This is a genomic window from Blastococcus sp. TML/C7B, assembly GCF_016612845.1.
In the GTDB taxonomy this organism is placed as follows: domain Bacteria; phylum Actinomycetota; class Actinomycetes; order Mycobacteriales; family Geodermatophilaceae; genus Blastococcus.
In genome coordinates, this window is sequence record NZ_JAEOAA010000002.1 from 1,298,954 (window position 1) to 1,319,554 (window position 20,601).

Here is a 20,601-nt window from a genome sequence, read left to right on the forward strand (position 1 = left end):
CAGCTCAGCCGGCGATCTGCTCCGCGAACTCGCCCTCGAAGGCCTCGGCCACGACGGTGGCGCCGCCTTCGACGTCCGCCGGCTGGAGCACGAAGCTCTCCAGGCTCGGGGACTTGCCCAGCTCGAAGCCGCGGATCGGGACGACGAGCCCGCCGGTGTCGACCTCCTCGAGGGACTCGAAGGCGTCGACGACACCCTGACGGGTGAGGTCACCGTTCTCGCACGCGGCGTCGAGCACCTGCTTCATGAGCTCGCTCATCCCGAAGCCGACGACCACGCCCAGGCTGACCGTCGCCTCCGGGTAGGCCTCCTTGTACTGCTCGAGCAGCTCCGGGTGCGCGTCGAACGACGACACCGGCGAGGCCACGTAGAGGTGCTCCTTCAACCAGTTGGCGGCCGGGCCCTGCAGCAGACCGGGGGCGAAGACCGGATTGCTGCCCAGGATGGGGACGTCGAGGCCCTGCGCCTCGGCCACGGTCGCGACCGACGCCGTCTGCCCGGGGGCGACGGTCAGCGCGATCAGGTCGACGCCGGCCGCGGCGAACTGGGTGACCTGCGCGCTCATGTCCTGGTCGGTCGCCTTGATCTGCGCCTCGACGACCTCCAGGTTCTTCTCCTCCGCGACCGCCTGTGTGCCCGCGAGCCCGTTGGCCCCGTACTCGCCCTCGAAGTAGATGTGGCCGACGGTGTCGCCCTCGGCCAGCAGCCCCTGCTCGAACAGGTAGTCGTAGCCGTTGGCGATCTCGACGTCGTACGTCGCGCCGACCACGCCGGTGCCCGGGATCTCGGTGAGCGTCTTGGACCAGGCCGACGGGAAGTTGACGATCTGGTCGGCCTCGTACTCCGGCGCCAGCGCCGTGTTGATCGGGGACCCGATCGTCTGCTGCATCGCCAGGATGCTGTCCTTCATGCCGCTGTAGAGCTGCACGCCCTGCTGGGGGACGTAGCCGGTGTCCTGCACGTCGAGCTCGACGGTGTAGGTGTCGCAGACCTGGTTCTCCTCCCAGAACAGCGTGTTCGCGTTGGTGATGTCCTTGCCCAGCGCGGCGAAGACGCCGGTCAGGTCGGTGAGGACGCCGAGCCGGATGGTCTCGCCCTCCACGCCGATGTCGGTCTGGACGTCGGCGGCGTCGCCGCCACCGCCACCACCGCCGGACTCCGGCGCCTTGGTGCTGCAGCCCGCGGCGGCGGCGAGCACCACGGCGGCCAGAGCGGCTGCGCCGCGCGAACCCTGACGAAGTCTCATGACGTGCTCCCTTGTGCTGGCGGGTCGGACGGGACGGAGGTGGTGGATTCGTCGGTGGCTGCTGCGGACCGGCTCCGGGCCCGGCCGCCGGCGTCGCGGCCTCTTCGCCGGAACCGGGCCGCCAGGCCGGCCAGACCCGCCGGCTCGAAGAGGACGACGAGGATGATCGCGAGCCCGAAGAGGTAGCGGGCCGCCTCGCCCGCGGCCAGGCCGCCGTCGCCGACCAGGGGCACCACGTCGGCGTACCGCTGGAAGATCAGCGGCAGCGCACTGACGAAGAGCGCGCCGACAGCTGCGCCGCTCACCGAGCCGAGCCCGCCGAGCACGATCATCGCGAGGTAGAGGATCGACGGCTCCAGACCGAAGGACTCCGGCGCGATGCTGCCGATGGAGAGGGCGTACATCACCCCGGCCAGCCCCGCGTACATCGAGCTGACGAGGAAGACGCGGCCCTTGTAGCGCTGCACGTTGACGCCCATGACCGAGGCTGCGACCTCGCTGTCGCGCAGCGTCTCCAGCGCCCGGCCCGGCCGGCTGCGCAGCAGGTTCCGCGCGAACAGGTAGGCGGCCAGCGCCAGGGCCAGGCCGAGGTACCAGAGCCGCTCCGCCTCGCGGAAGGGCACCTCGAGGACATACAGGTCGGGGTCGGTGTTGCCGAAGGTGAACCCGAAGAGGGAGAACTCGGGTGCGGAGCGGCCGTTGAACCCGCCGGTCACCTGCGTCCAGCTGTTCAGCACGTGCTGGCCGATGAACACCAGGCCCAGCGACGCGACGCCCAGGTAGATGCCGCGCAACCGGGCCGCGATCGGGGAGAACAGCAGCCCCGCGAGGCCGGCCAGCAGGACCCCGGCGATCATCCCGACCACCGGCGGCCACCCGAGGCCGCTGAGGTCTGTCAGGCCCAGCCCGCCGGACTCACCGGCGACGAAGACGTAGGTGACCGCGCCGACCGCGAGGAAGAACGCGTGCGCCAGCGACAGCTGACCGGTCGTCCCGACGAGCAGGTTGAGACCGATCGCCCCCACCACCGCCCCGCACACCGCGAAACCGGTGCGCAGCCAGAACTCGTCGACGTAGATGGGCAGGACCAGCACCACCACGAGCGCGACGGCGAGCAGCACCGGCTTCAGGTACGAGCGGCGCGGGGCCGGCGGCGCCCCGCCTCGGCTGCGGGACGCGCCCCGGGTGGCGGTCGCGGTCGTCTCAGACACGGGTCAGCTCCCGGGTCCCGAACAGCCCCGACGGCCGGACGAGCAGGACCGCGATCATCACGATGTACGGGACGACGTCACCGAACCCGCGGCCCAGGAACAGCAGGTCGTCCTGGTAGCCGGCGGCGAACGACTCGGCCATGCCGATGAGCAGCCCCCCGACGAGCGCGCCGCCGGTGGAGTCCAGTCCGCCGAGGATGGCGGCGGGGAAGGCGCGGAGCGCGACCGAGTACGCCGTCGGGCTCACCCCCGGCGTCGGCGAGCCGACGAGGAACAGCGCCGCGACGCCGGTCAGGATGCCGGCCACGACCCAGGCGAGGGCCGACACCCGGCCCAGCCGGATGCCCATGAGCGCGGCCGTCTCGCCGTCCTCGGCGGAGGCGCGCATCGCCACGCCCCAGCTGGAGAACTTGAAGGCGAGGAAGAACAGGGCGATGAGCAGGCCGGCCACGATGATGGCGATCAGCCGGTTCTCGCTGATGCCGACGTCACCGATCCGGACCGATCCCCCGCCCCACGGGTGCGGCACGTTGAGGATGTCGGAGCCGATCCGGCGGACCAGCTCGGTGAGCAGGATGATGTCGACGCCGATGGTCACGATCGCGAGGCTGATCACCGGGGCGCCGCGCAGCCGGTTGATGATCAGCCGCTCGATCACGAAGGCGGCCAGCGCGGTGATGGCGATGCCCACCGCGGCCGCGAGGTAGAAGCCGAGCGGGTCGGACAGCCGCGCGATGCAGTACGCACCCAGCAGCAGGAGCGAGCCCTGGGTGAAGCTGACGACCTCGCTGGCCTTGAAGATGACCACGAAGCCGAGGGCGATGAGCGCGTAGATCGCGCCGAGGGAGATGCCGTTCAGGAGCAGCGACAGGAACTGGGTCATGACGGCGTCCCGGGGGTCTCGGAGGGGTGCGCACCGGTGGCGGCGGCCTCGGCCGCCTCGGAGGGGTTGATCTCGTCCCCGGAGCCGAGGTAGGCGCGGATGACCTCGGGATCGCGCTGCACCTCGGCGGGGGTGCCGTCGGCGATGCGGCGGCCGAAGTCGAGGACCGTGACCCGGTCGGCCAGCGACATGACCATCCCCATGTCGTGCTCGACGAGGACCACCGAGATCCCGAGCGCCGACCGGATCTCGATCACCGCCTCCGCCATCCGGTCGGTCTCCTGGGCGTTCATGCCGGCGACCGGCTCGTCGAGCAGCAGCAACTTCGGTTCGGTGCACAGGGCCCGGGCCACCTCGACCCGCTTCTGGTCGCCGTAGGAGAGCACCCCCACCGGCGTGTGCAGCTTGTCGCCGAGCTCGAGGAACTCCGCGATCTCGGCGACGCGCTCACCGTGGACCCGGCCCTCGCGGGTGGCCCGCGGCAGGCGCAGGCCCGCGGCGACGAAGCCGGCCCGGGTCAGGTGGTGGCGGCCGAGCATGAGGTTCTCGGCCACGCTCTGCCCTGCCGACAGCGCGATGTTCTGGAAGGACCGCGCCACCCCGATGCCGGCGATCTGGTACGGCCGCATCCGGTCGAGGCGGTGCTCGCCGAAGCGGACCTGGCCCTCGGCCGCCTTGTAGACGCCGGACAGGACGTTGAACATCGTCGACTTGCCGGCGCCGTTGGGGCCGATGATCGCGTGGATCGTGCCGGGCTCCACCGTGAACGAGACCTCGGACAGGGCCGTGATCGCGCCGAACCGCACGGTGACGCCCTCCACGAGGACCGGGGGGACGTCCGACCGGACCTCGGCGGCCGGTCCCGGCGCGCTCACGGCGTCCACCGCGAGAGCTTGCGGCCCGACGCCGCCCGCGTGCGCGGGGCGCCGTCGCCGCTCCCCTCGCCGTCGTGACCGAGGTAGAGGCGCTGCACCTCGTCGGTCTGGGCGAGCTCGCGGGCCTTGCCCGACAGCGACACCTCGCCGACGTCGAGCACGTAGGCCAGGTCGGCGACGCCGAGGGCCATGGTCGCGTTCTGCTCCACCAGCAGCACCGAGGTGCCCTGCCGGTTGATCTCGGCGATGACCTCGCCGATCTGGCCGATGATGCGCGGCGCGAGCCCGAGCGACGGCTCGTCGAGCAGGAGCAGCTTCGGGCTGGCCATGAGCGCGCGGCCGATCGCCAGCATCTGCTGCTCCCCGCCGGAGAGCAGGGCGCCGCGCTGGGAGCTGCGCTCGCGGAGCACCGGGAAGAGGTCGTAGACGCGGTCCTGCGCGCGCGCCTTGGCCGCCTTGTCCCGGCTCCCCATCCCGCCGGCCCGCAGGTTCTCCTCGACGGTGAGCCGGCCGAAGATCCGCCGGCCCTCCGGGACCTGCACCAGCCCCATGCGGACCGACTGCGCCGGGTCGCGCGCACGCAGGTCGTTGCCGTCGAACCGCACGGATCCGGACTCGATCCGCCCGCTCTGCAGGCGCAGGGTGCCGGAGATGGCCCGCAGCAGCGTCGTCTTGCCCGCTCCGTTGCTGCCGAGGACGGCCACGACCTCGCCGTCGGGCACCTGCAGGGAGATGCCGCGCAGCGCCTGCACCGCACCCCCGTAGGTCACGTGCAGGTCGTCGACGGTCAGCACGAGCGCCCCCGTCCCACGTCGGAATGTGATCTGGACCACATGATCGGCACTGTAGGGCCCGACGACGGATGGGGCACCCCTTCCGTTCGCGCTGACCACCGAGCCGTGACCTCGGACGACGGCGGGAAGGCCGCGGGGCGGGCCGCCGTTGACCGGGCATGACCGACCGGGACCGCCACGCCGACGTCGTCGTGATCGGCGCCGGTCAGGCGGGGCTGTCCACCGCCTACGGCCTGCTGCGGCAGGGCTTCGAGCGGTCCACCGGCTTCGTCGTCCTGGACGGGGACGGCGCCCCCGGCGGCGCCTGGCAGCACCGCTGGCCCTCGCTCACCCTGACCACCACGCACCGGGTGCACGACCTGCCCGGCCTGCCGTTCGAGCCGGCCGACCCCGCGGCACCGGCCGTCGAGTCGGTGCCCGCCTACTACGCGGAGTACGAGCGCCGCTTCGACCTGCCGGTGCTCCGTCCGGTGCGCGTCACCGCCGTCCGCCGCACCGACGACGACCGCTTCCTCGTGGAGTCCGACGCCGGCACCTGGACCGCGCGCGCCGTCGTCAACGCCACCGGCACCTGGACCCGGCCGTTCGTCCCGCGCTACCCCGGCCAGGAGACCTTCCGGGGCCGGCAACTGCACACCGTCGACTACCGCACCGCCGAGGAGTTCCGCGGGCAGCACGTCGTCGTCGTGGGTGGCGGCGCCTCGGCCACCCAGCTGCTCAGCGAGATCAGCCGGGTCACCTCGACCACGTGGGTCACCCGCCGCGAGCCGGTCTGGCGGGACGGCGTCTTCGACGAGGACGCGGGCCGGGCGGTCGTCGCCGAGGTCGAGCGCGCGGTGCGCGAGGGCCGCCGCCCGGGAAGCGTCGTCGGGCTGACCGGGCTGCTCACCTCCACGCCCTACGTGCGCGACGGGCTGGACCGCGGCGTCCTGGTGCGGCGGCCGGTCTTCGACCGGATCACCCCCGACGGCGTCGCCTGGGAGGACGGCACCACCCAGCGGGCCGACGTCATCCTGTGGGCCACCGGCTTCCGCGCCGCCGTCGGCCACCTCGCACCGCTGCGCCTGCGCGCACCGGGCGGGGGCATCCGGATGGACGGCACGCACGTGGCCGGCGAGCCCCGCCTCCACCTGGTCGGCTACGGCCCCTCTGCCAGCACGATCGGCGCCAACCGGGCCGGGCAGTCCGCCGCCCGCCAGCTGCGCCGGCTGCTCCGCCCGGAGCTCGCCCGGACCGCCTGAGACACCCACATCGGCGATCCGGGGCCGTCCGCGTCCCGGATGAGACCACATCGGCGATGTGGGGCGGGGAAGGCCCGTAGGGGGCGGTTCAGGGTCGGGTCAGGGCGCTCCCCGATGTGCCCGCCCCCCGCCGGCCGGGAGGCTCTCCGCCATGACTCCACCGACTCCCTCCCCCGGCGCGCGGCCATGATCGACGTCTCCGGCCTCACCAAGAAGTACGGCGCCAAGACCGCCGTCGACGGCATCTCCTTCACCGTCGCCCCCGGCCGCGTCACCGGCTTCCTCGGCCCGAACGGCGCCGGCAAGTCGACGACGATGCGCATGGTCCTCGGACTGGACCGGCCGACCGCCGGCCGCGTCACGGTCAACGGCCGCGCCTACCGCGACGCCCCCGCGCCGCTGCGCGAGGTGGGCGCCCTGCTCGAGGCGAAGGCGCTGCACCCCGGCCGCTCCGCCCGGGACCACCTGCGCTGGCTGGCCGCGAGCAACCGGATCCCCGACGCCCGCGTCGACGAGGTCCTCGGCCTGGTCGGGCTCGAGGCGGTCGCCGGCACCCGCGTCGGCAAGTTCTCCCTCGGCATGGGCCAGCGGCTGGGCATCGCGGTCGCGCTCCTCGGCGACCCGCCCGTCGTCGTCCTCGACGAGCCGGTCAACGGGCTGGACCCCGAGGGCATCCGCTGGGTGCGCACCCTGGCCCGGCAGCTGGCCGCCGAGGGCCGCACCGTGTTCGTCTCCAGCCACCTGATGTCGGAGATGGCGCTGACCGCCGACCACCTCGTGGTCATCGGCCGCGGCCGGATCCTCGCCGACTGCTCGATGCCGGACTTCATCGCCGAGCACGCCGCCTCCTTCGTGCGCGTCCGCACGCCCCAGCGCGGCGCGGTCACCGACCTGCTGCGCGCCGCCGGCGCCGACGTCCTCGCGGTCGACGACGAGCTGCGCGTGCAGGGACTGGACGCCGCCGCCGTCGGCGAGCTGGTCGCCGGCACGGACCTCCGCCTGCACGAGCTGACCCTCGTGCGCTCCTCCCTCGAGGACGCGTTCATGACCCTGACCGCCTCGAGCGTCGAGTACTCCGCTCGCACCGGCGCCGACCACGCAGGAGCTCCCCGATGACCGTCACCGCCACCAGCAGCACCGTCGTCCTCGACCCGCGCCGCAACGTGCCCGGCACGCGACCCGGGTTCGGCTCCACCCTCCGCTCGGAGTGGATCAAGTTCTGGTCGGTGCGCTCGACCGTGTGGTCGGCCGTGATGCTCTTCGTCCTCGGCGCCGGGATGACCGCGCTGATCTGCGCCACCAACGCCGAGTGGCTGGCCAGCGGGGAGGCCGACGAGTCCCCCGGCTCGTTCATCACCTTCGGCATGACGTTCGCCCAGATCACCGCCGTCGTCCTGGGCACGCTGACGGTCACCGCCGAGTACGGCACCGGGATGATCCGGGCCACGCTGGCCGCCACCCCGAAGCGCGGCTCCGTGCTGGCGGCGAAGGCGCTGGTCCTCACCGGCACCCTGTTCGTGCTCGGCACGGTCACCGCAGTGGCCGGCTACCTCGCCGGCAACTGGTTCCTCGACCGCGAGGGCGTCGGTCTGGCGCTGACCGACGACGGCGTGCTGCGCTCGCTGGTCGGCAGCGGCCTCTACCTGGCCGGCCTGGGACTGCTCGCCGCGGCCGTCGGGCTGCTCGTCCGGCACACCGCGGCCGCGCTGTCGGCCGTGCTCGCCCTGGTCTTCGTCGTCGGCACCATGGCCTTCCTGCTGCCGGGCGCGTGGGGCGAGTGGACGGCGAAGCTGCTGCCGGGCAACGCGGGCTCCCCCATCGCCGCGCCGGTGTCCTTCAACCCCGAGCTCATGGCGCCGCTGCCCGGCTTCGCGGTCTTCGCCGCGGAGGTGGCGGCGCTGCTCGCGGTCGCCTGGGTGGTCTTCTCCCGCCGCGACGCCTGACGAGCACCCCCTGCCCCCCGGCCACACCGGCCGGGGGACAGTGGTGCGGTGACTTCCGACGACTCCGCCGCCGAGGGGCGCCGCCGCGCCGACGAGTTCCTGACCCTGCTGGCCGCCGAGGACCCCGCGGCCGACGCCCTCCTGGAGGAGCTCACCGAGATCCGGGAGCTGGTCTTCCTGGGCGCCGGGCTGACCGCCGTCGCCCGCGCCGAGGGCCGCGCGCTGCCCACCGCGCAGCGGGCGCAGGCCAGCACCCGCCAGGTGAACCTCGGCCAGCTGCGCGACCGCAACCGGGCCGACGTCGCGGGGCTGCGCACCTGGCTGCGCCGGTCGGGCGAGGAGGTCCTGTTCATCCGCTCGCTGCACGCCGCGGCGGCGCGGGCGACGGGCTGACGAGCGGGCACGGGCAGGCCTGGACCGTGCCGCTGCTGACCGTCGGCCACGGGCCGCGCGACCGCGCCGAGCTCGGCGCCGCGCTGCGCGCGGCCGGTCTCGACGAGCTCGTCGACGTGCGCCGCTTCCCGGGCAGCCGGGTCAACCCCGACGTCCGCCGGGAGGAGCTCGAGCGCTGGGTGCCGGAGCTCGGCGTCGGCTACCGCTGGGACGCCCGGCTCGGCGGCCGGCGCAGCCTGCCGGCGGGAGCGCCGGTCGCCGACGGCTGGTGGACCGTCGCGCAGTTCGCCGCCTACGCCGCGCACACCCGGACGCCGGAGTTCGCCGAGGCGCTCGACGAGCTGCTCGCCACCGCCGGGGACGCGACGGTGGCGGTGATGTGCAGCGAGAGCGTGTGGTGGCGCTGCCACCGGCGGCTGATCGCCGACGTCGCCGTCCTGGCCCGGGGCGTGCCGGTGACCCACCTGATGCCCGACGGGCGGCAGGCGCCGCACCGCACCGCCGACGGCGCCGTCCTCGCCGCGGACGGCCTCGTCCACTGGCCGGCGACGGCTGGCTCCCGGGGCGAGGGGCCGGTCGCCTAGGGTCGAGGGCGATGGATGCGGGGAACGAGGCTGCACGCCCTGACGACGGCAGCACCGACGAGGACGTGCTGCGCCTGCTCCGGACGGGGACGGCGGCCGAGCACGAGGACGTCGAGCGCACCCTCGCGCTGCTCGACCCGGACCTGGACCGCGACCGGCTGGCGCACGTCCTGGACCTGATGCACGGCTTCTGGCGCGCGGCCGAGGCCGGTCTGGACCGGTGGGCCGGCGAGCACCCCGCCGACGCCGAGCCCCTGACCTGGCCCCGCCGCCGCCGCACCGCGCTGTTCGCCGGCGACCTCGCCGCCCTGGGCGCCGCACCGTCGGCCGGATCGCCCGAGCTGCCGCCCGTCGGGGGCACCGACGAGGCGCTGGGCCGGATGTACGTGCTCGAGGGCTCCACGCTCGGCGGGGTCTTCATCGACCGCCACCTCGCGGGGCTGCCCGGCCTGGCCGACGTGACGATCCGCGCCTTCTCCCCCTACGGCAGCGAGACCGGGGCGATGTGGGCGGCGTTCCGGCGCGCCACCCGCGCCCGGGTCGCCGGGGGCGGCGACGCCACCGCGGTGCTCGCCGCCGCGCGCAGCACCTTCGCGGACCTGGCCGGCTGGTGCCGTCCGGCGGCGCGGCCGGGCGTTCCCGCGTGACGGCCGGGGAGATCGACCTCCTGACCCCGGGCACCCCGGTGGACCTCACCAACTGCGAGCGCGAGCCCATCCACGTGCCGGGCAGCATCCAGCCCCGTGGCGTGCTGCTCGCCGTCAGCGACCCCGACCTCGTCGTGGAGCAGGCGTCGGAGAACCTCGAGCAGCTCGTCGGCATGCCGTGGCAGGAGGCGCTCGGCCGCCCGCTGTCCGAGGTCATCGGGGTCGCGGCGGCCGGCGCGGTGGTGCGCTCGGCGAGCGCGTTCGGCGACCTCCGGGAGCGCAACCCCGTCGAGGTCACCCTCGACGTCGGCGGCCGGCAGGAGCCGGTGGACGCGCTGCTGCACCGGGTCGTGGTCCGGGCCGGGCGGAACGGCCCGGACGGCGCGCCGGTCGCCTGCCTGGTGGTGGAGCTGGAGCCGGCCCGCGGTCCGCGGCCGTTCTCCTTCCCGAACACCTACCAGGCGGTCCGGGGGACGATCGCCGACCTCAACCGGGCGAGCTCGCTGCAGGAGCTGTACGACATCACCGCGCAGGCGGTGCGCAGCCTGACCGGCTTCGACCGGGTGATGGTCTACCGCTACGACGCCGACTACAACGGCGAGGTCGTCGCCGAGGCGAAGGTCGAGGGCCTCAACTCCTTCCTCGGCCTGCACTACCCGGCCAGCGACATCCCGGCCCAGGCGCGGGCGCTGTACGAGAAGAACTGGGTCCGGCTGATCTCGGACGTGAGCTACGTGCCCTCGCCGATCCACCCGGTCGCGCACCCGGTCAGCGGCGAGCCGCTGGACCTCACCTTCTCCACCCTGCGCAGCGTCTCGCCGATCCACGTCGAGTACCTGCGCAACATGGGCGTGCACGCCTCCATGTCGATCTCGCTGCTGCGCGGCGAGCGGCTGTGGGGCCTCATCGCCTGCCACCACTACAGCGGTCCGCACGCCCCGCCCTACGCCACCCGCGCGGCGGCGGAGTTCCTCGGGTCGACGCTGTCGCTGCGCCTGGTCGACCGGGCCGAGGAGGACGAGGTCCGGCGCGCGCTCCAGGCGCGGACCACGCTGACCCGGCTCGCCACCGCGGCGCTGGACGAGGACCGGGCCCTGACCGACGCGCTGCTGGGCTCCCCCGGCCTGCTCGACCTGGTGCCCGCCGACGGCGTCGTCGTCCGGCTGCAGGGGCGCACCCGCAGCAGCGGCGCCGAGCTGCCCGGGGCAGTCGCCGACGCGCTCGCCGCCTGGGCCGCGCGCCAGGGGTCTGACGTCGTCGCGTCCGACGCGCTGCCGGCGGACGCCCCGGGAGTCGTGGCCGACGAGGTCCCGGTGCGCGGGGCGCTGGTGCTGCCGCTGCCGGGCGGGCAGTACGTGCTGTGGTTCCGGGACGAGGCCGTGCGGCACATCGACTGGGGCGGCGACCCGCACAACAAGGCGATCGCCGAGGGCGAGGGCGACGACGTGCGGCTGAGCCCGCGCAAGTCCTTCGACGCGTGGCGGGAGACCGTCCGGGGCCGGTCGGAGCCCTGGACCGCCGCGGAGCTCGCCGAGGCCGGCGAGCTGCGCACCTCCCTGCTCGAGGCCCTCTACGCCCGCTCGCGGAGCGTGGTGCGCGCCGCCGAGACGCTGCAGCGCAGCCTGCTCACCGCACCGGTCGCGCCCGCGGGCTTCGACCTGGCCGTGCGGTACGTGCCGGCGGCGCGCGAGGCCCAGGTCGGCGGCGACTGGTACGACGTCTTCACCCAGCCCGACGGCTCGACCACCGTGGTCATCGGCGACGTCGTGGGCCACGACACGCGGGCCGCCGCCACCATGGGCCAGCTGCGCGGGCTGCTGCGCGGCATCGCCTACGCGAGCAGCGCCGGCCCGGCCGACGTCCTGAGCCGGCTGGACGCCGCGATCGAGGGCCTGGTCCTCGGGGCGATGGCCACGGTGCTGGTCGGCCGGCTGGAGCCGCCGGCCGGGCCCGGGGGCCCCGCACGGCTGCGCTGGGCCAGCGCCGGGCACCTCCCGCCGCTGCTGCTCACCCCCGACGGCGCCGTCGAGGTGCTGGACGGCGCGCGCCCCGGGCTGCTGCTCGGCGTCGACCCGGCCCGGCCGCGCACCGACCAGGAGCTGCTGCTCCCGCCGGGCAGCACGCTGCTGGTCTGCACCGACGGGCTCGTGGAGCGCCGCGACCAGGTCTTCGACGACGGCGTCGCGCTGCTGGCCGGCGCCCTCACCGACCTGCGCGACTCCCCGGTGGCCGAGCTGTGCGACGCGCTGCTGGGCCGGCTCCTCCCCGGCCGCGCCGAGGACGACGTCGCGCTGCTGGCCGTCCGGGTGAGCCCGGGGGCCTGAGCGGTCAGTCGTCGAGCTCGGGCGCGGCGAACAGCGGGGTCAGCCCGTCGTCCGGTGGGCCGACCCGGTCACCCGGGCGGGCGCTCACCGCTTGCGTGACCTCGGGGATCGTGTCCCGCACCGGGATCTCCGGGAGCCCGCGCGCGTCCCGCTCGAGGGCGGCGAGCAGCCGCTCCTCGTCGGGGGCGAGGTCGCCGGGCCCCAACCGGCTCCGGGGTTCCACCGCGTCGGACCCGGGCATCCCCGGGTCGCTCCCATCCGCTGCAGCCATGCTCACGAAGCCTCCTCTCCCCGGCTCACCGAGGGAAGTTCGGTTCGAGGCGCGGCACGATCTGCATCTCCGGCACGAACGCCGACGGGTGCAGCAGCACGAGGGTGCGCACCATCTCCGCGACCGCGGCCGGCGGCATCATCAGGTGGGAGGGGATGCCCCACTGCTCCATCATCGGGGTGTCCATCGCCGCCGGGACGACCGCCTGCACCCGGCACGGGAAGGGCCGCTCGCTGCCGTCGGGCTGCCGGACCGCCTTCTCGCGGAGCTCCCGCTGGATGCACCGGGTCGCGTTGAGGAAGCCGGCCTTCGAGCCGTTGTAGGCGATGGCCCCGCTGCCCGAAGTGATCGCCGAGAGCGACACGATGTGGACGACGTCGGCGGTGCGCCCCTCGGGCAGGTGCTGCACCCGCTTGGTGAACTCGCTGGTGAGGAAGACCGGGCCCTCGAAGTTCACCGCCTGCACCCGCCGGTAGTCGGCCAGGTCGATGTCGGTGATGTAGCCGGGCCGGTCGATGCCGGCGACGTTGACCAGGATGTCGAAGCTGTCGCCGTGCGCGTCGAAGAGCCCGCCGACGACGCCGCGCCGGGATTCGTCGTCGGTGACGTCGAGGGCGACGACCTCCGCGCTGCCGCCCGCGTCGGCGACCAGGCCGCGCGTCACCTCGCTGCCGGCGTCGCGTCGATGTCGGCGATGGCCACGTGCGCCCCGGCCTCGGCCAGGGCGAGCGCGGTGGCCCGGCCGAGCCCGCTCGCGGCGCCCGTGACGAGCGCGACGCGCCCCTCCAACGGCTCCTGCATCCGGTCCCCCAGTCAGTCCCGATCGGCTCCGGACAGCCTCGCGGAGAACCCGGCGGTCCGCAGCGCGGGACGCTCAGCGGCGGACGAGGGCGGTGGCGGCGACGCCGGAGAACGGTGGGCGGGGCACCGCCCAGACGTCGGCGAGGGTGACCGTGCGCAGCCGGCGCTCGCGCAGGAGGTCGAGCAGCTCGCCGTAGACGGTGGTGACGCTCCGGTGGTTGGCGTGCCCGACGACGATGGCCTGCGCGGTGAACCACTCGCGGGCGTACCCGACCAGCTCGGCCCCGGTGAGCACGCGGGAGTCGCCCAGCGTGCCGTTCCACATGGCGATCGTCGGGTGGCCGAGGTCGGCGGCGATGCGGTCGGTGCGCCCGTCGTGCGGCGCCGAAGGGCGGGCGGAGGAAGGGCGTCCGGACGCCGAACGTCGCCTCCAGGAAGTCGCGGTTGCGGGTGATCTCCTCGGCCACCCCTGCGTCGTCCAGCGTGGTCAGGTCGGGATGGGACCAGGTGTGGTTGCCCAGGGCCACCTGGCCGGACTCCACGAGCGGGCGGAGGGTCGCCGCGTTCTCCTCCCACGAGCGGTAGCAGCCGTTCGGGAAGAAGGTGAGCCGGATGCCGGTGTCGACGGCGAGCGCGGCGAAGGCGGCGACCACCTCGCTGCTCGTGCCGTCGTCGATGGTCAGCGCGAGCCCGTCCCCCTCGCCGGGGAGCGCGGTGACCACGCCGGTGGGCGGCGGGAGCGGGCCGGCCGGCACCTCGACGGCGGCCTCGACCGGGTCGGGGCGCGGCGGGGCGGGCGGCGCGACGGGGTCGCCCTCCCCCGCGCGCGTGCCCGTGACCGCCCCCCGCCCGGTGGCGGCCACGGCGAGTCCTGCGGCGAGCCGTCAGCAGGAACCGGCGTCGCTCCATGCCGCGAGTGCAGCAGCGGCTCCCGGCGCGCCGGTGGAGGCACCGGGCGACGCGCCGCAGCCGTTCGGAGCGCAGCCGGAGGGTTGCACAGCGTGACGAGATGCGATCACCGGCCGTGCTGCTGCGATCACGGCGGGTCAGGCGGCCGGGACCAGCCCGGCCTCCTCGATCAGCCGCGCCTGCTCGCGGCACCAGGGCGACCAGGCGTCGCCCTCGGTCTCCTGCCGGCGGCGGAACGCCGCCCAGTCGAGCAGCTCCCACTCGCCGACCTCGGTCGGCTCGGGCGCGGGCGAGCCGGCGAACCGGCCGAGGTAGACCGGGCAGATCTCGTTCTCCACGACGCCCTGGAACTCGGCGCGGTACCGGTACCCGGGCACGGCAGGGCGCAGGTCGCGCACCTGCAGGCCCAGCTCGAACGCGGCACGGCGGGCGATCGCGGCGGCGTCGTCCTCGTCCGGACCGGGGTGGCCGCACACGGTGTTGGTCCACATGCCCGGGAAGGTCTGCTTGCCCGCGGCCCGGCGGGTGACCAGCAGCCGGCCGGCGTCGTCGAAGAGGTAGGCCGAGAAGGCGCGGTGCAGCGGCGTCTCCCCGTGGTGCACGAGCGGCTTGGGCATCGTGCCGATGGCCCGGCCGTCGTCGTCGACCAGGACGATCATCTCGGGAGAGGGGGAGGTCACCGGCCCATCGTCCCTGACCGGGGCGACACCCGCCCGTGCCGGTGCACCCGGTGCGCGCGGGGCCGGCGCGGGGCAGAGTCGGGGCATGGACAGCTTCCGCCGCGACGGCCTGACCTTCGACGTCCGCGACGCCGGCCCCGCCGACGGCGAGCCCGTCGTCCTGCTGCACGGCTTCCCGCAGGACTCCGCCGCCTGGGACCGCGTGGCCCCCGCGCTGCACCAGCACGGGCTGCGCACCCTGGCGCCGGACCAGCGCGGCTGCTCCCCCATGGCCCGGCCGAGGGTGCGAGCGCACTACGGGCTGCGGCAGACCGCCGGTGACGTGCTCGCCCTGCTCGACGCGGCCGGGCTGGAGAGCGCGCACGTGGTCGGGCACGACTGGGGCGCCGGCGTCGCCTGGGCGCTGGGCGCCTGGTACCCCGACCGGGTGCGGACCCTCACCGCTCTGTCGGTGCCGCACCCGGCGGCGATGTCGAAGGCGATGGTCACCAGCGACCAGGCGCTGCGCTCGCTCTACATGGCGGTGTTCCAGCTGCCGGTCGTGCCCGAGCAGCTGCTGCTCGCCGGCGACGGCGCGGTCCTGCGCCGGGTGCTGCGTCGCGGTGGCCTGGCCGACGACCTCGTCGACCACTACGTCCGCCGCATGCGGGAGCCGGGCGCGCTCTCCAGCGCGCTGGGCTGGTACCGGGCGCTGCCGTGGTCGGCGCGCGACCCGGTGGGCACGGTGCGGGTGCCCACGCTGCACGTGTGGAGCACCGGCGACCCCTTCCTCGGCCGGGCCGCCACCGAGGCGACCGCCCGCTACGTCGACGCCCCCTACCGGCTGGAGGTGCTCGACGGCGTGCCGCACTGGCTGCCCGAGCTGGCCGCCGACCGCGTCGCCGAGCTGGTGACCGCGCACGTCCGCGCCGCTCCCTGACCAGCGCGGGCAGGGGCGCCACGTCGTCGGCAGACTGACCGCATGACGGCGACGACGTCCCCGACCTCCCGGGCCCAGCGGCTCGACCGGCTGCCCTTCACCCGGGAGCACGGCCGGCTGGTGTTCGGCTCCGGCCTGGGCTGGGCCCTGGACGCGATGGACGTCGGCCTCATCTCGTTCGTGATGACGGCGCTCGCGGCCCAGTGGGCGCTCACCTCGACCGAGCTGTCCTGGATCGGCTCCATCGGCTTCGCCGGGATGGCGCTGGGCGCGACGCTGGGCGGGTTGCTGGCCGACCGCTTCGGCCGCCGCCAGGTGTTCGCGCTGACCCTGCTGGTCTTCGGCTTCGCCACCGGCGCGGCGGCGCTGTCGTGGTCGGTGGGCGCGCTGCTGGTGTTCCGCTTCCTCATCGGTCTGGGCCTGGGCGCCGAGCTGCCGGTCGCCTCCACGCTGGTCAGCGAGTTCGCGCCGGCGCGGGTGCGCGGCCGGGTCGTCGTGCTGCTCGAGGCGTTCTGGGCGGTGGGCTGGACGCTGGCGGCGCTGATCGGCTATTTCGTCGTCCCGCGCAGCGACGACGGCTGGCGGTGGGCGCTCGCGCTCGGCGCGCTGCCCGCGCTGTACGCCGTCGTGGTGCGCCGCGGGCTCCCGGAGTCGGTGCGCTTCCTGGAGCTGCGCGGGCGCACCGACGAGGCCGAGGCGACCGTGCGCCGCTTCGAGACGGCGGCCGGTGTCGCGCCGGCGCCCTCCCCCCAGGCCCCGCCGGCACCTCCGGCGCCCGGGCTGCGGGCGCTGTGGGCGCCGGGGACACGCGGGCGCACCGCCGCGCTGTGGACGGTCTGGTTCGGCATCAACTTCTCGTACTACGGCGCCTTCATCTGGCTGCCGACGCTGCTGTTCGAGGACGGCTTCTCGCTGGTCAAGTCCTTCCAGTACACGCTGATCATCACGCTGGCCCAGCTGCCCGGGTACGCGACGGCCGCCGTGCTCATCGAGAAGTGGGGCCGCCGCCCGACGCTGGCCACGTTCCTGGTCGGCTCGGCGCTGGGCGCGGTGCTGTTCGCCTCCGCGGACGGTGACACCACCGTCCTGCTCACCGGCATGGTGCTGTCGTTCTTCAACCTCGGCGCGTGGGGCGCCCTCTACGCCGTGACGCCGGAGATCTACCCGACCGCACTGCGGGCCACCGGCGCCGGCGCGGCCGCGGGCTTCGGCCGGCTGGCCTCGATCGCCGCTCCGCTGTGCGTGCCGCCCCTGGTCGACGCCGGCGGCACCGGCCTGGTGTTCGGCGTGTTCGCCGCCTTCTTCGCCCTCGCCGCGCTCGCCTCGCTGGCGCTGCCCGAGCGCCGCGGCCAGGCCCTCGAGCACGACCCCGCCGCCCCCGCCACGATCAGGTGACCTGATCGTCGAGCGTCCTCCCCCACCGCGCACCACGAGGGAGGACGCGCTGCGGGCAGGGAGGACGCCGCCCGCGCACCATCGGCAGCTCTGCAAAGAAACCTTTGCAAACATCTCTTTGCAATCTACCGTGGACGCGTGGCACCCACCCCGCCTCCTGAACCTGCGATCGACGTCCGTGACGTCCGGGCGCTGCGCGCGCTGGCCCACCCGCTGCGGATGAGCCTGCTCGCCGCGCTGCGCAGCGACGGGCCCTCCACCGCCAGCCGGCTGGCCGAGCGGCTCGGCGAGAGCAGCGGGGCGACCAGTTACCACCTCCGCCAGCTGGCCGGCTTCGGCTTCGTGGAGGAGGTCCCCGGCGAGGGCACCGGCCGCGAGCGGTGGTGGCGGGCGCTGCACCGCAGCACCCGCTGGAACAGCGAGGAGCTGCTGGCCGAGCCCGGCGGCCGGGAGGTCGTCGACGAGCTCACCGACCGGCTGGTCGCGCAGCAGCGACGGATGCTCGCCGCGTTCGCCGCCAACCGCGAGCAGGACGACGACGAGTGGCGCGCCACCGCCTCGCTCAACGACTGGGCGCTGCGCCTCTCCCCCGCCCGGGCCCGCGAGCTGGTCGGCGAGCTCAACGCCGTCGTCCAGCGCTGGCGCGACGAGCACGAGGAGCCCGGGCAGCCGCTGGTCCGCCTGCTGCTGGACCTCTTCCCCCTCGAGGAGCAGCCGCTGTGACCGCCGCCCTCACCGCGGACCGCGCCCGCCGGCGGTTCGTCGGCCTGACCGCGCTGCGCTGGCTGCCGGTCGGCATCGTCGTGCCGGTCTCGGTGCTGCTGGCCACCGCGCGGGGGCTCTCCCCCGCCGACATCGGGCTGTGCGTGGCGCTCTACGGCGCGGTGACCCTCGTGCTCGAGCTGCCCACCGGCGGGTTCGCCGACGCCCTGGGCCACCGCGCGGTGCTCACCTCCGCCGGGGTCTTCACCACGGCGGGGCTGCTCACCATGGCCGTCGCGGACTCGGTGCCCGCCTTCGCGCTCGCCTGGTCCCTGCAGGGCGTCGCCCGCGCCCTGGACTCCGGGCCGCTCGAGGCCTGGTACGTGGACGCCGTCCGCGGCGGGGACCCAGGCGCCGACGTGTCCCGCGGCCTGGCGCAGGCCGGCGCGGCCGACGCCGGCGGCCTGACCGCGGGCGCGGTGCTGGGCGGCACCCTGCCGCTGCTCCTCGACCGCGGCGGCGCGGCCGCCCTCGCGGCGCCACTCGTGCTGGCCGCCGCCCTCGCGCTGGTGCACGTCACCGCCGTCCTCGTGCTGGTGGTGCCGGTCCGGCGCCCTCCGGCGTCCGGGCGGCCCGCACTGCGCGCCGGGATGCGGGAGGTGCCGCTCGTCGTCGGGACGGCGGTGCGCGGGGTCCTGCGCGACCGGCTGCTCCGCCTGCTGCTGGGCGTCGCGTTCCTCGTCGGGGTGGTGCTCACCTCCCTCGAGCTGCTCGGCCCGCTGCACTTCGCCGACCTCGCCGGTTCCCCCGAGCGCGGCTCGGCCGTCTTCGGCGTGGTCACCGCGGTCTCCTTCGGCGCCGCCGCGCTCGGCGCGCTGCTCGCCCCGGCGCTGGGGCGGGCGGCCCGCGGCTCGGTCGTGGCCGTCAGCGCCGGCACCTCGGTGCTGGCAGCGGGGGCCGTCGCGGCGGTGGCCGGCGCGCCCGGTGTCGCGCCCGCCGCCGTCGCCTACGCGCTGTTCTACCTGCTCAACGCCGCCGCCTGGCCCGCGCGCAAGCAGCTGCTGCACGACCGGACGGACTCGGGCCGGCGTTCGACCACCGTCTCGGTGTCGTCGCTGGCGCTGATGCTCGGCGGCGTGCTCGGCAGCCTGGTCGTGCCGCGGCTGGCCGACGCGACGAGCCTGGCCACCGGGCTGCTCGCCGGCACCGGCGCGATGCTGCTGGTGGCGGTCGTCTCCCTCGGCCTGCGGCCCGAGGACCCTGGTCCGGGCGCACCCGGCGGTGGACAGTCCCGGCATGACCCTCGACCCCGTCGTCACCAACCCGCAGCACTACCGCGTGGTCTTCGAGAACGAGCGCGTGCGGGTGCTGGAGTACACCGACGCGCCGGGTGACCGCACCACCCCGCACGAGCACCCGGACAGCGTGATGGTCACGCTCAGCTCGTTCCGCCGGCGGCTGCACGCGGGCGGGGAGCACCGGGACGTCGAGCTGACCGCCGGCCGCGCCGGGTGGCTGCCCGCGCAGCGGCACGCCGGGGAGAACACCGGCGACACCGCCTCCCACGCCCTCTTCGTCGAGCTCAAGGAGGGCCGGTCGGCGGACCCGGACGGCGGGCACCTGGGCCCGGAGTGAGCCGGGACGCCGGTTGGCACCGGGCCGCCCGGGTAGCGGCAGGTCATGGCTGAGCTCTCCCCCGGACACCTGCAGGGCGCCACGGTCGCGGTCACCGGCGCGAGCGGCAACGTGGGGACGGCGCTGCTGCGGCTGCTCACCGCGCCGGGCAGCGGCGTCGCGGAGGTGCGCGGGCTGGCCCGCCGGACGCCGCCGGCCGTCGCGCCCTACGACAGCGTGCGGTGGTTCTCCGCCGACCTGGGCGACGCGGGCAGCGACGACGTCCTGACCGAGTTCGTCGACGGCGCCGACGTGGTGGTGCACCTCGCCTGGGCGCTGCAGCCCGGCCGGCAGCCCGACCGGCTGCACCGGGTGAACGTCGACGGCTCGTGGCGGGTGGCCCGGGCGGCCGCCGCCGCGGGGGTGCCGCACGTCCTGCACATGTCCTCCATCGGCGCCTACGCCGCGGGGGCCGTCGGCCGGCAGGTGGGCGAGGACTGGCCGACCACCGGCATCCCGAGTGCCCAGTACAGCCGGGACAAGGTCGAGGCCGAACGCGTCGTGCGCCAGGTCCTCGCGCACCGGACGTCGACCGTGCTGTCGATCGCGCGGCCGACCCTGGTCCTCCAGCCCGAGGCGGGCAGCGAGATCGGCCGCTACTTCCTGGGCCCGCTGCTCTTCGCCGCCGCCCGGCACGTCCCCGGCGCGCTCGCCCGGCTCCTGCCGCTGCCGCTGCCGGACCTGGCGCTGTCCTTCGTGCACGCCGACGACGTCGCCGACGCGCTGGTCCGCATCGTCGACCGGCGGGCGCCCGGCCCCTTCAACATCGCCGCCGACCCGCTGCTGGACGCCGCCGGGATCGCCGAGGCCTTGGGCAGCCGCCGGGTCCCGGTGCCCGCCATGGCGGTGCGCGTCCCCCTGCAGGTCGCGTTCGCGGCGCACCTGGTGCCCACGGAACCCGGGTGGCTGGACCTGGGCACGTCCCTGCCGGCCATGGACACCACGCGCGCCCGCACGCAGCTGGGCTGGGCACCCGCGCACCGCAGCGACGACGTGCTGCGCTCGTTCGTCGCCGCGCTGGCCGCCGGCACCGGCGGACCGGGCGCGCTGCTCCGGCCGGCGAACGGCCCCGAACTCGATCCCGCGGGCGCACCCGGCCCCGGCTGAAC

The 20,601-nt window shown here is 75.2% G+C and carries 23 protein-coding genes and 1 pseudogene; 13 read left to right on the forward strand and 11 right to left on the reverse strand.

Annotated features, from left to right (window positions below):
- Positions 1-4: 4 nt before the first annotated feature.
- Genes JKP76_RS19150 through JKP76_RS19170 form a run of 5 tightly spaced genes read right to left on the reverse strand, consistent with a single transcriptional unit; the run spans position 5 to position 5,009 of the window.
- Positions 5-1,246 carry an ABC transporter substrate-binding protein gene (locus JKP76_RS19150; RefSeq protein WP_200492361.1) on the reverse strand — a complete coding sequence of 414 codons (1,242 nt, stop codon included), beginning with the start codon at positions 1,244-1,246 and terminating at the stop codon, positions 5-7.
- Positions 1,243-2,457 (reverse strand): branched-chain amino acid ABC transporter permease, encoded by a 1,215-nt coding sequence (locus JKP76_RS19155; protein ID WP_200492362.1) that lies wholly within the window; start codon positions 2,455-2,457, stop codon positions 1,243-1,245. Before JKP76_RS19155 ends, JKP76_RS19150 begins: the two co-directional genes overlap by 4 nt.
- Positions 2,450-3,340, reverse strand: a complete 891-nt coding sequence (locus JKP76_RS19160) for a branched-chain amino acid ABC transporter permease (protein ID WP_200492363.1) — start codon at positions 3,338-3,340, stop codon at positions 2,450-2,452. Before JKP76_RS19160 ends, JKP76_RS19155 begins: the two co-directional genes overlap by 8 nt.
- The gene (locus tag JKP76_RS19165; protein WP_200492364.1) at positions 3,337-4,215 is read right to left on the reverse strand and encodes an ABC transporter ATP-binding protein; all 879 of its coding nucleotides are present in this window, start codon (positions 4,213-4,215) and stop codon (positions 3,337-3,339) included. Before JKP76_RS19165 ends, JKP76_RS19160 begins: the two co-directional genes overlap by 4 nt.
- Positions 4,212-5,009 (reverse strand): ABC transporter ATP-binding protein, encoded by a 798-nt coding sequence (locus JKP76_RS19170; RefSeq protein WP_200492642.1) that lies wholly within the window; start codon positions 5,007-5,009, stop codon positions 4,212-4,214. Before JKP76_RS19170 ends, JKP76_RS19165 begins: the two co-directional genes overlap by 4 nt.
- A gap of 158 nt (positions 5,010-5,167) precedes the next feature.
- Between JKP76_RS19170 and JKP76_RS19175 the strand changes: the two genes are divergently transcribed.
- The 7 genes from JKP76_RS19175 to JKP76_RS19205 all read left to right on the forward strand — a co-directional run bounded on the left by JKP76_RS19175 (position 5,168) and on the right by JKP76_RS19205 (position 12,141).
- The gene (locus tag JKP76_RS19175; protein WP_200492365.1) at positions 5,168-6,250 is read left to right on the forward strand and encodes an NAD(P)-binding domain-containing protein; all 1,083 of its coding nucleotides are present in this window, start codon (positions 5,168-5,170) and stop codon (positions 6,248-6,250) included.
- 186 nt (positions 6,251-6,436) lie between these two features.
- A complete protein-coding gene (locus JKP76_RS19180) occupies positions 6,437-7,366 on the forward strand; it encodes an ABC transporter ATP-binding protein (RefSeq protein ID WP_200492366.1) in 930 nt (309 codons plus the stop codon).
- On the forward strand, positions 7,363-8,193 hold the full coding sequence (locus JKP76_RS19185; protein WP_200492368.1) for an ABC transporter permease: 831 nt from the start codon (positions 7,363-7,365) through the stop codon (positions 8,191-8,193). The genes JKP76_RS19180 and JKP76_RS19185 overlap by 4 nt, the downstream gene beginning before the upstream one ends.
- A gap of 48 nt (positions 8,194-8,241) precedes the next feature.
- On the forward strand, positions 8,242-8,586 hold the full coding sequence (locus JKP76_RS19190; protein WP_200492370.1) for a hypothetical protein: 345 nt from the start codon (positions 8,242-8,244) through the stop codon (positions 8,584-8,586).
- A gap of 26 nt (positions 8,587-8,612) precedes the next feature.
- The gene (locus tag JKP76_RS19195) at positions 8,613-9,170 is read left to right on the forward strand and encodes a DUF488 family protein (protein ID WP_200492372.1); all 558 of its coding nucleotides are present in this window, start codon (positions 8,613-8,615) and stop codon (positions 9,168-9,170) included.
- An 11-nt stretch (positions 9,171-9,181) separates the two neighbouring features.
- Positions 9,182-9,817: a biliverdin-producing heme oxygenase gene (locus JKP76_RS19200; RefSeq protein WP_200492373.1), complete on the forward strand. Its 636-nt coding sequence runs from the start codon at positions 9,182-9,184 to the stop codon at positions 9,815-9,817.
- Positions 9,814-12,141, forward strand: coding sequence for a SpoIIE family protein phosphatase (locus JKP76_RS19205; protein ID WP_200492374.1), 2,328 nt, complete (start codon positions 9,814-9,816; stop codon positions 12,139-12,141). The genes JKP76_RS19200 and JKP76_RS19205 overlap by 4 nt, the downstream gene beginning before the upstream one ends.
- A gap of 4 nt (positions 12,142-12,145) precedes the next feature.
- Here JKP76_RS19205 and JKP76_RS19210 read toward each other — a convergent pair whose 3' ends face one another.
- The 6 genes and pseudogenes from JKP76_RS19210 to idi form a co-directional block, all read right to left on the reverse strand.
- Positions 12,146-12,412 (reverse strand): hypothetical protein, encoded by a 267-nt coding sequence (locus JKP76_RS19210; protein WP_200492643.1) that lies wholly within the window; start codon positions 12,410-12,412, stop codon positions 12,146-12,148.
- 25 nt (positions 12,413-12,437) lie between these two features.
- A complete protein-coding gene (locus JKP76_RS19215) occupies positions 12,438-13,076 on the reverse strand; it encodes an SDR family oxidoreductase (protein WP_309233061.1) in 639 nt (212 codons plus the stop codon).
- Positions 13,073-13,213, reverse strand: a complete 141-nt coding sequence (locus tag JKP76_RS23075) for an SDR family NAD(P)-dependent oxidoreductase (protein ID WP_304504745.1) — start codon at positions 13,211-13,213, stop codon at positions 13,073-13,075. Before JKP76_RS23075 ends, JKP76_RS19215 begins: the two co-directional genes overlap by 4 nt.
- Before the next feature lie 73 nt (positions 13,214-13,286).
- Complete coding sequence (locus tag JKP76_RS19220; RefSeq protein ID WP_200492650.1) at positions 13,287-13,538, reverse strand: hypothetical protein; 252 nt, start codon at positions 13,536-13,538, stop codon at positions 13,287-13,289.
- A gap of 55 nt (positions 13,539-13,593) precedes the next feature.
- A pseudogene (locus JKP76_RS24265) lies at positions 13,594-14,076 on the reverse strand (polysaccharide deacetylase family protein); the annotation flags it as partial.
- Positions 14,077-14,259: 183 nt separating this feature from the next.
- Entirely contained in the window at positions 14,260-14,802 is a 543-nt protein-coding gene (gene idi, locus JKP76_RS19230) for an isopentenyl-diphosphate Delta-isomerase (protein WP_309229509.1), read from the reverse strand.
- 85 nt (positions 14,803-14,887) lie between these two features.
- Between idi and JKP76_RS19235 the strand changes: the two genes are divergently transcribed.
- The 6 genes from JKP76_RS19235 (at position 14,888) to JKP76_RS19260 (ending at position 20,599) form a co-directional block, all read left to right on the forward strand.
- On the forward strand, positions 14,888-15,721 hold the full coding sequence (locus JKP76_RS19235) for an alpha/beta fold hydrolase (RefSeq protein WP_200492375.1): 834 nt from the start codon (positions 14,888-14,890) through the stop codon (positions 15,719-15,721).
- 42 nt (positions 15,722-15,763) lie between these two features.
- Positions 15,764-17,116, forward strand: a complete 1,353-nt coding sequence (locus JKP76_RS19240; protein WP_200492376.1) for an MFS transporter — start codon at positions 15,764-15,766, stop codon at positions 17,114-17,116.
- Between the two features lie 138 nt (positions 17,117-17,254).
- On the forward strand, positions 17,255-17,839 hold the full coding sequence (locus JKP76_RS19245) for a helix-turn-helix domain-containing protein (protein ID WP_200492378.1): 585 nt from the start codon (positions 17,255-17,257) through the stop codon (positions 17,837-17,839).
- Complete coding sequence (locus JKP76_RS19250; RefSeq protein ID WP_200492380.1) at positions 17,836-19,212, forward strand: MFS transporter; 1,377 nt, start codon at positions 17,836-17,838, stop codon at positions 19,210-19,212. The genes JKP76_RS19245 and JKP76_RS19250 overlap by 4 nt, the downstream gene beginning before the upstream one ends.
- Positions 19,115-19,453 carry a cupin domain-containing protein gene (locus JKP76_RS19255; protein ID WP_200492381.1) on the forward strand — a complete coding sequence of 113 codons (339 nt, stop codon included), beginning with the start codon at positions 19,115-19,117 and terminating at the stop codon, positions 19,451-19,453. The genes JKP76_RS19250 and JKP76_RS19255 overlap by 98 nt, the downstream gene beginning before the upstream one ends.
- A 45-nt stretch (positions 19,454-19,498) precedes the next feature.
- Entirely contained in the window at positions 19,499-20,599 is a 1,101-nt protein-coding gene (locus tag JKP76_RS19260) for an NAD-dependent epimerase/dehydratase family protein (RefSeq protein WP_200492384.1), read from the forward strand.
- Positions 20,600-20,601 lie beyond the last annotated feature (2 nt).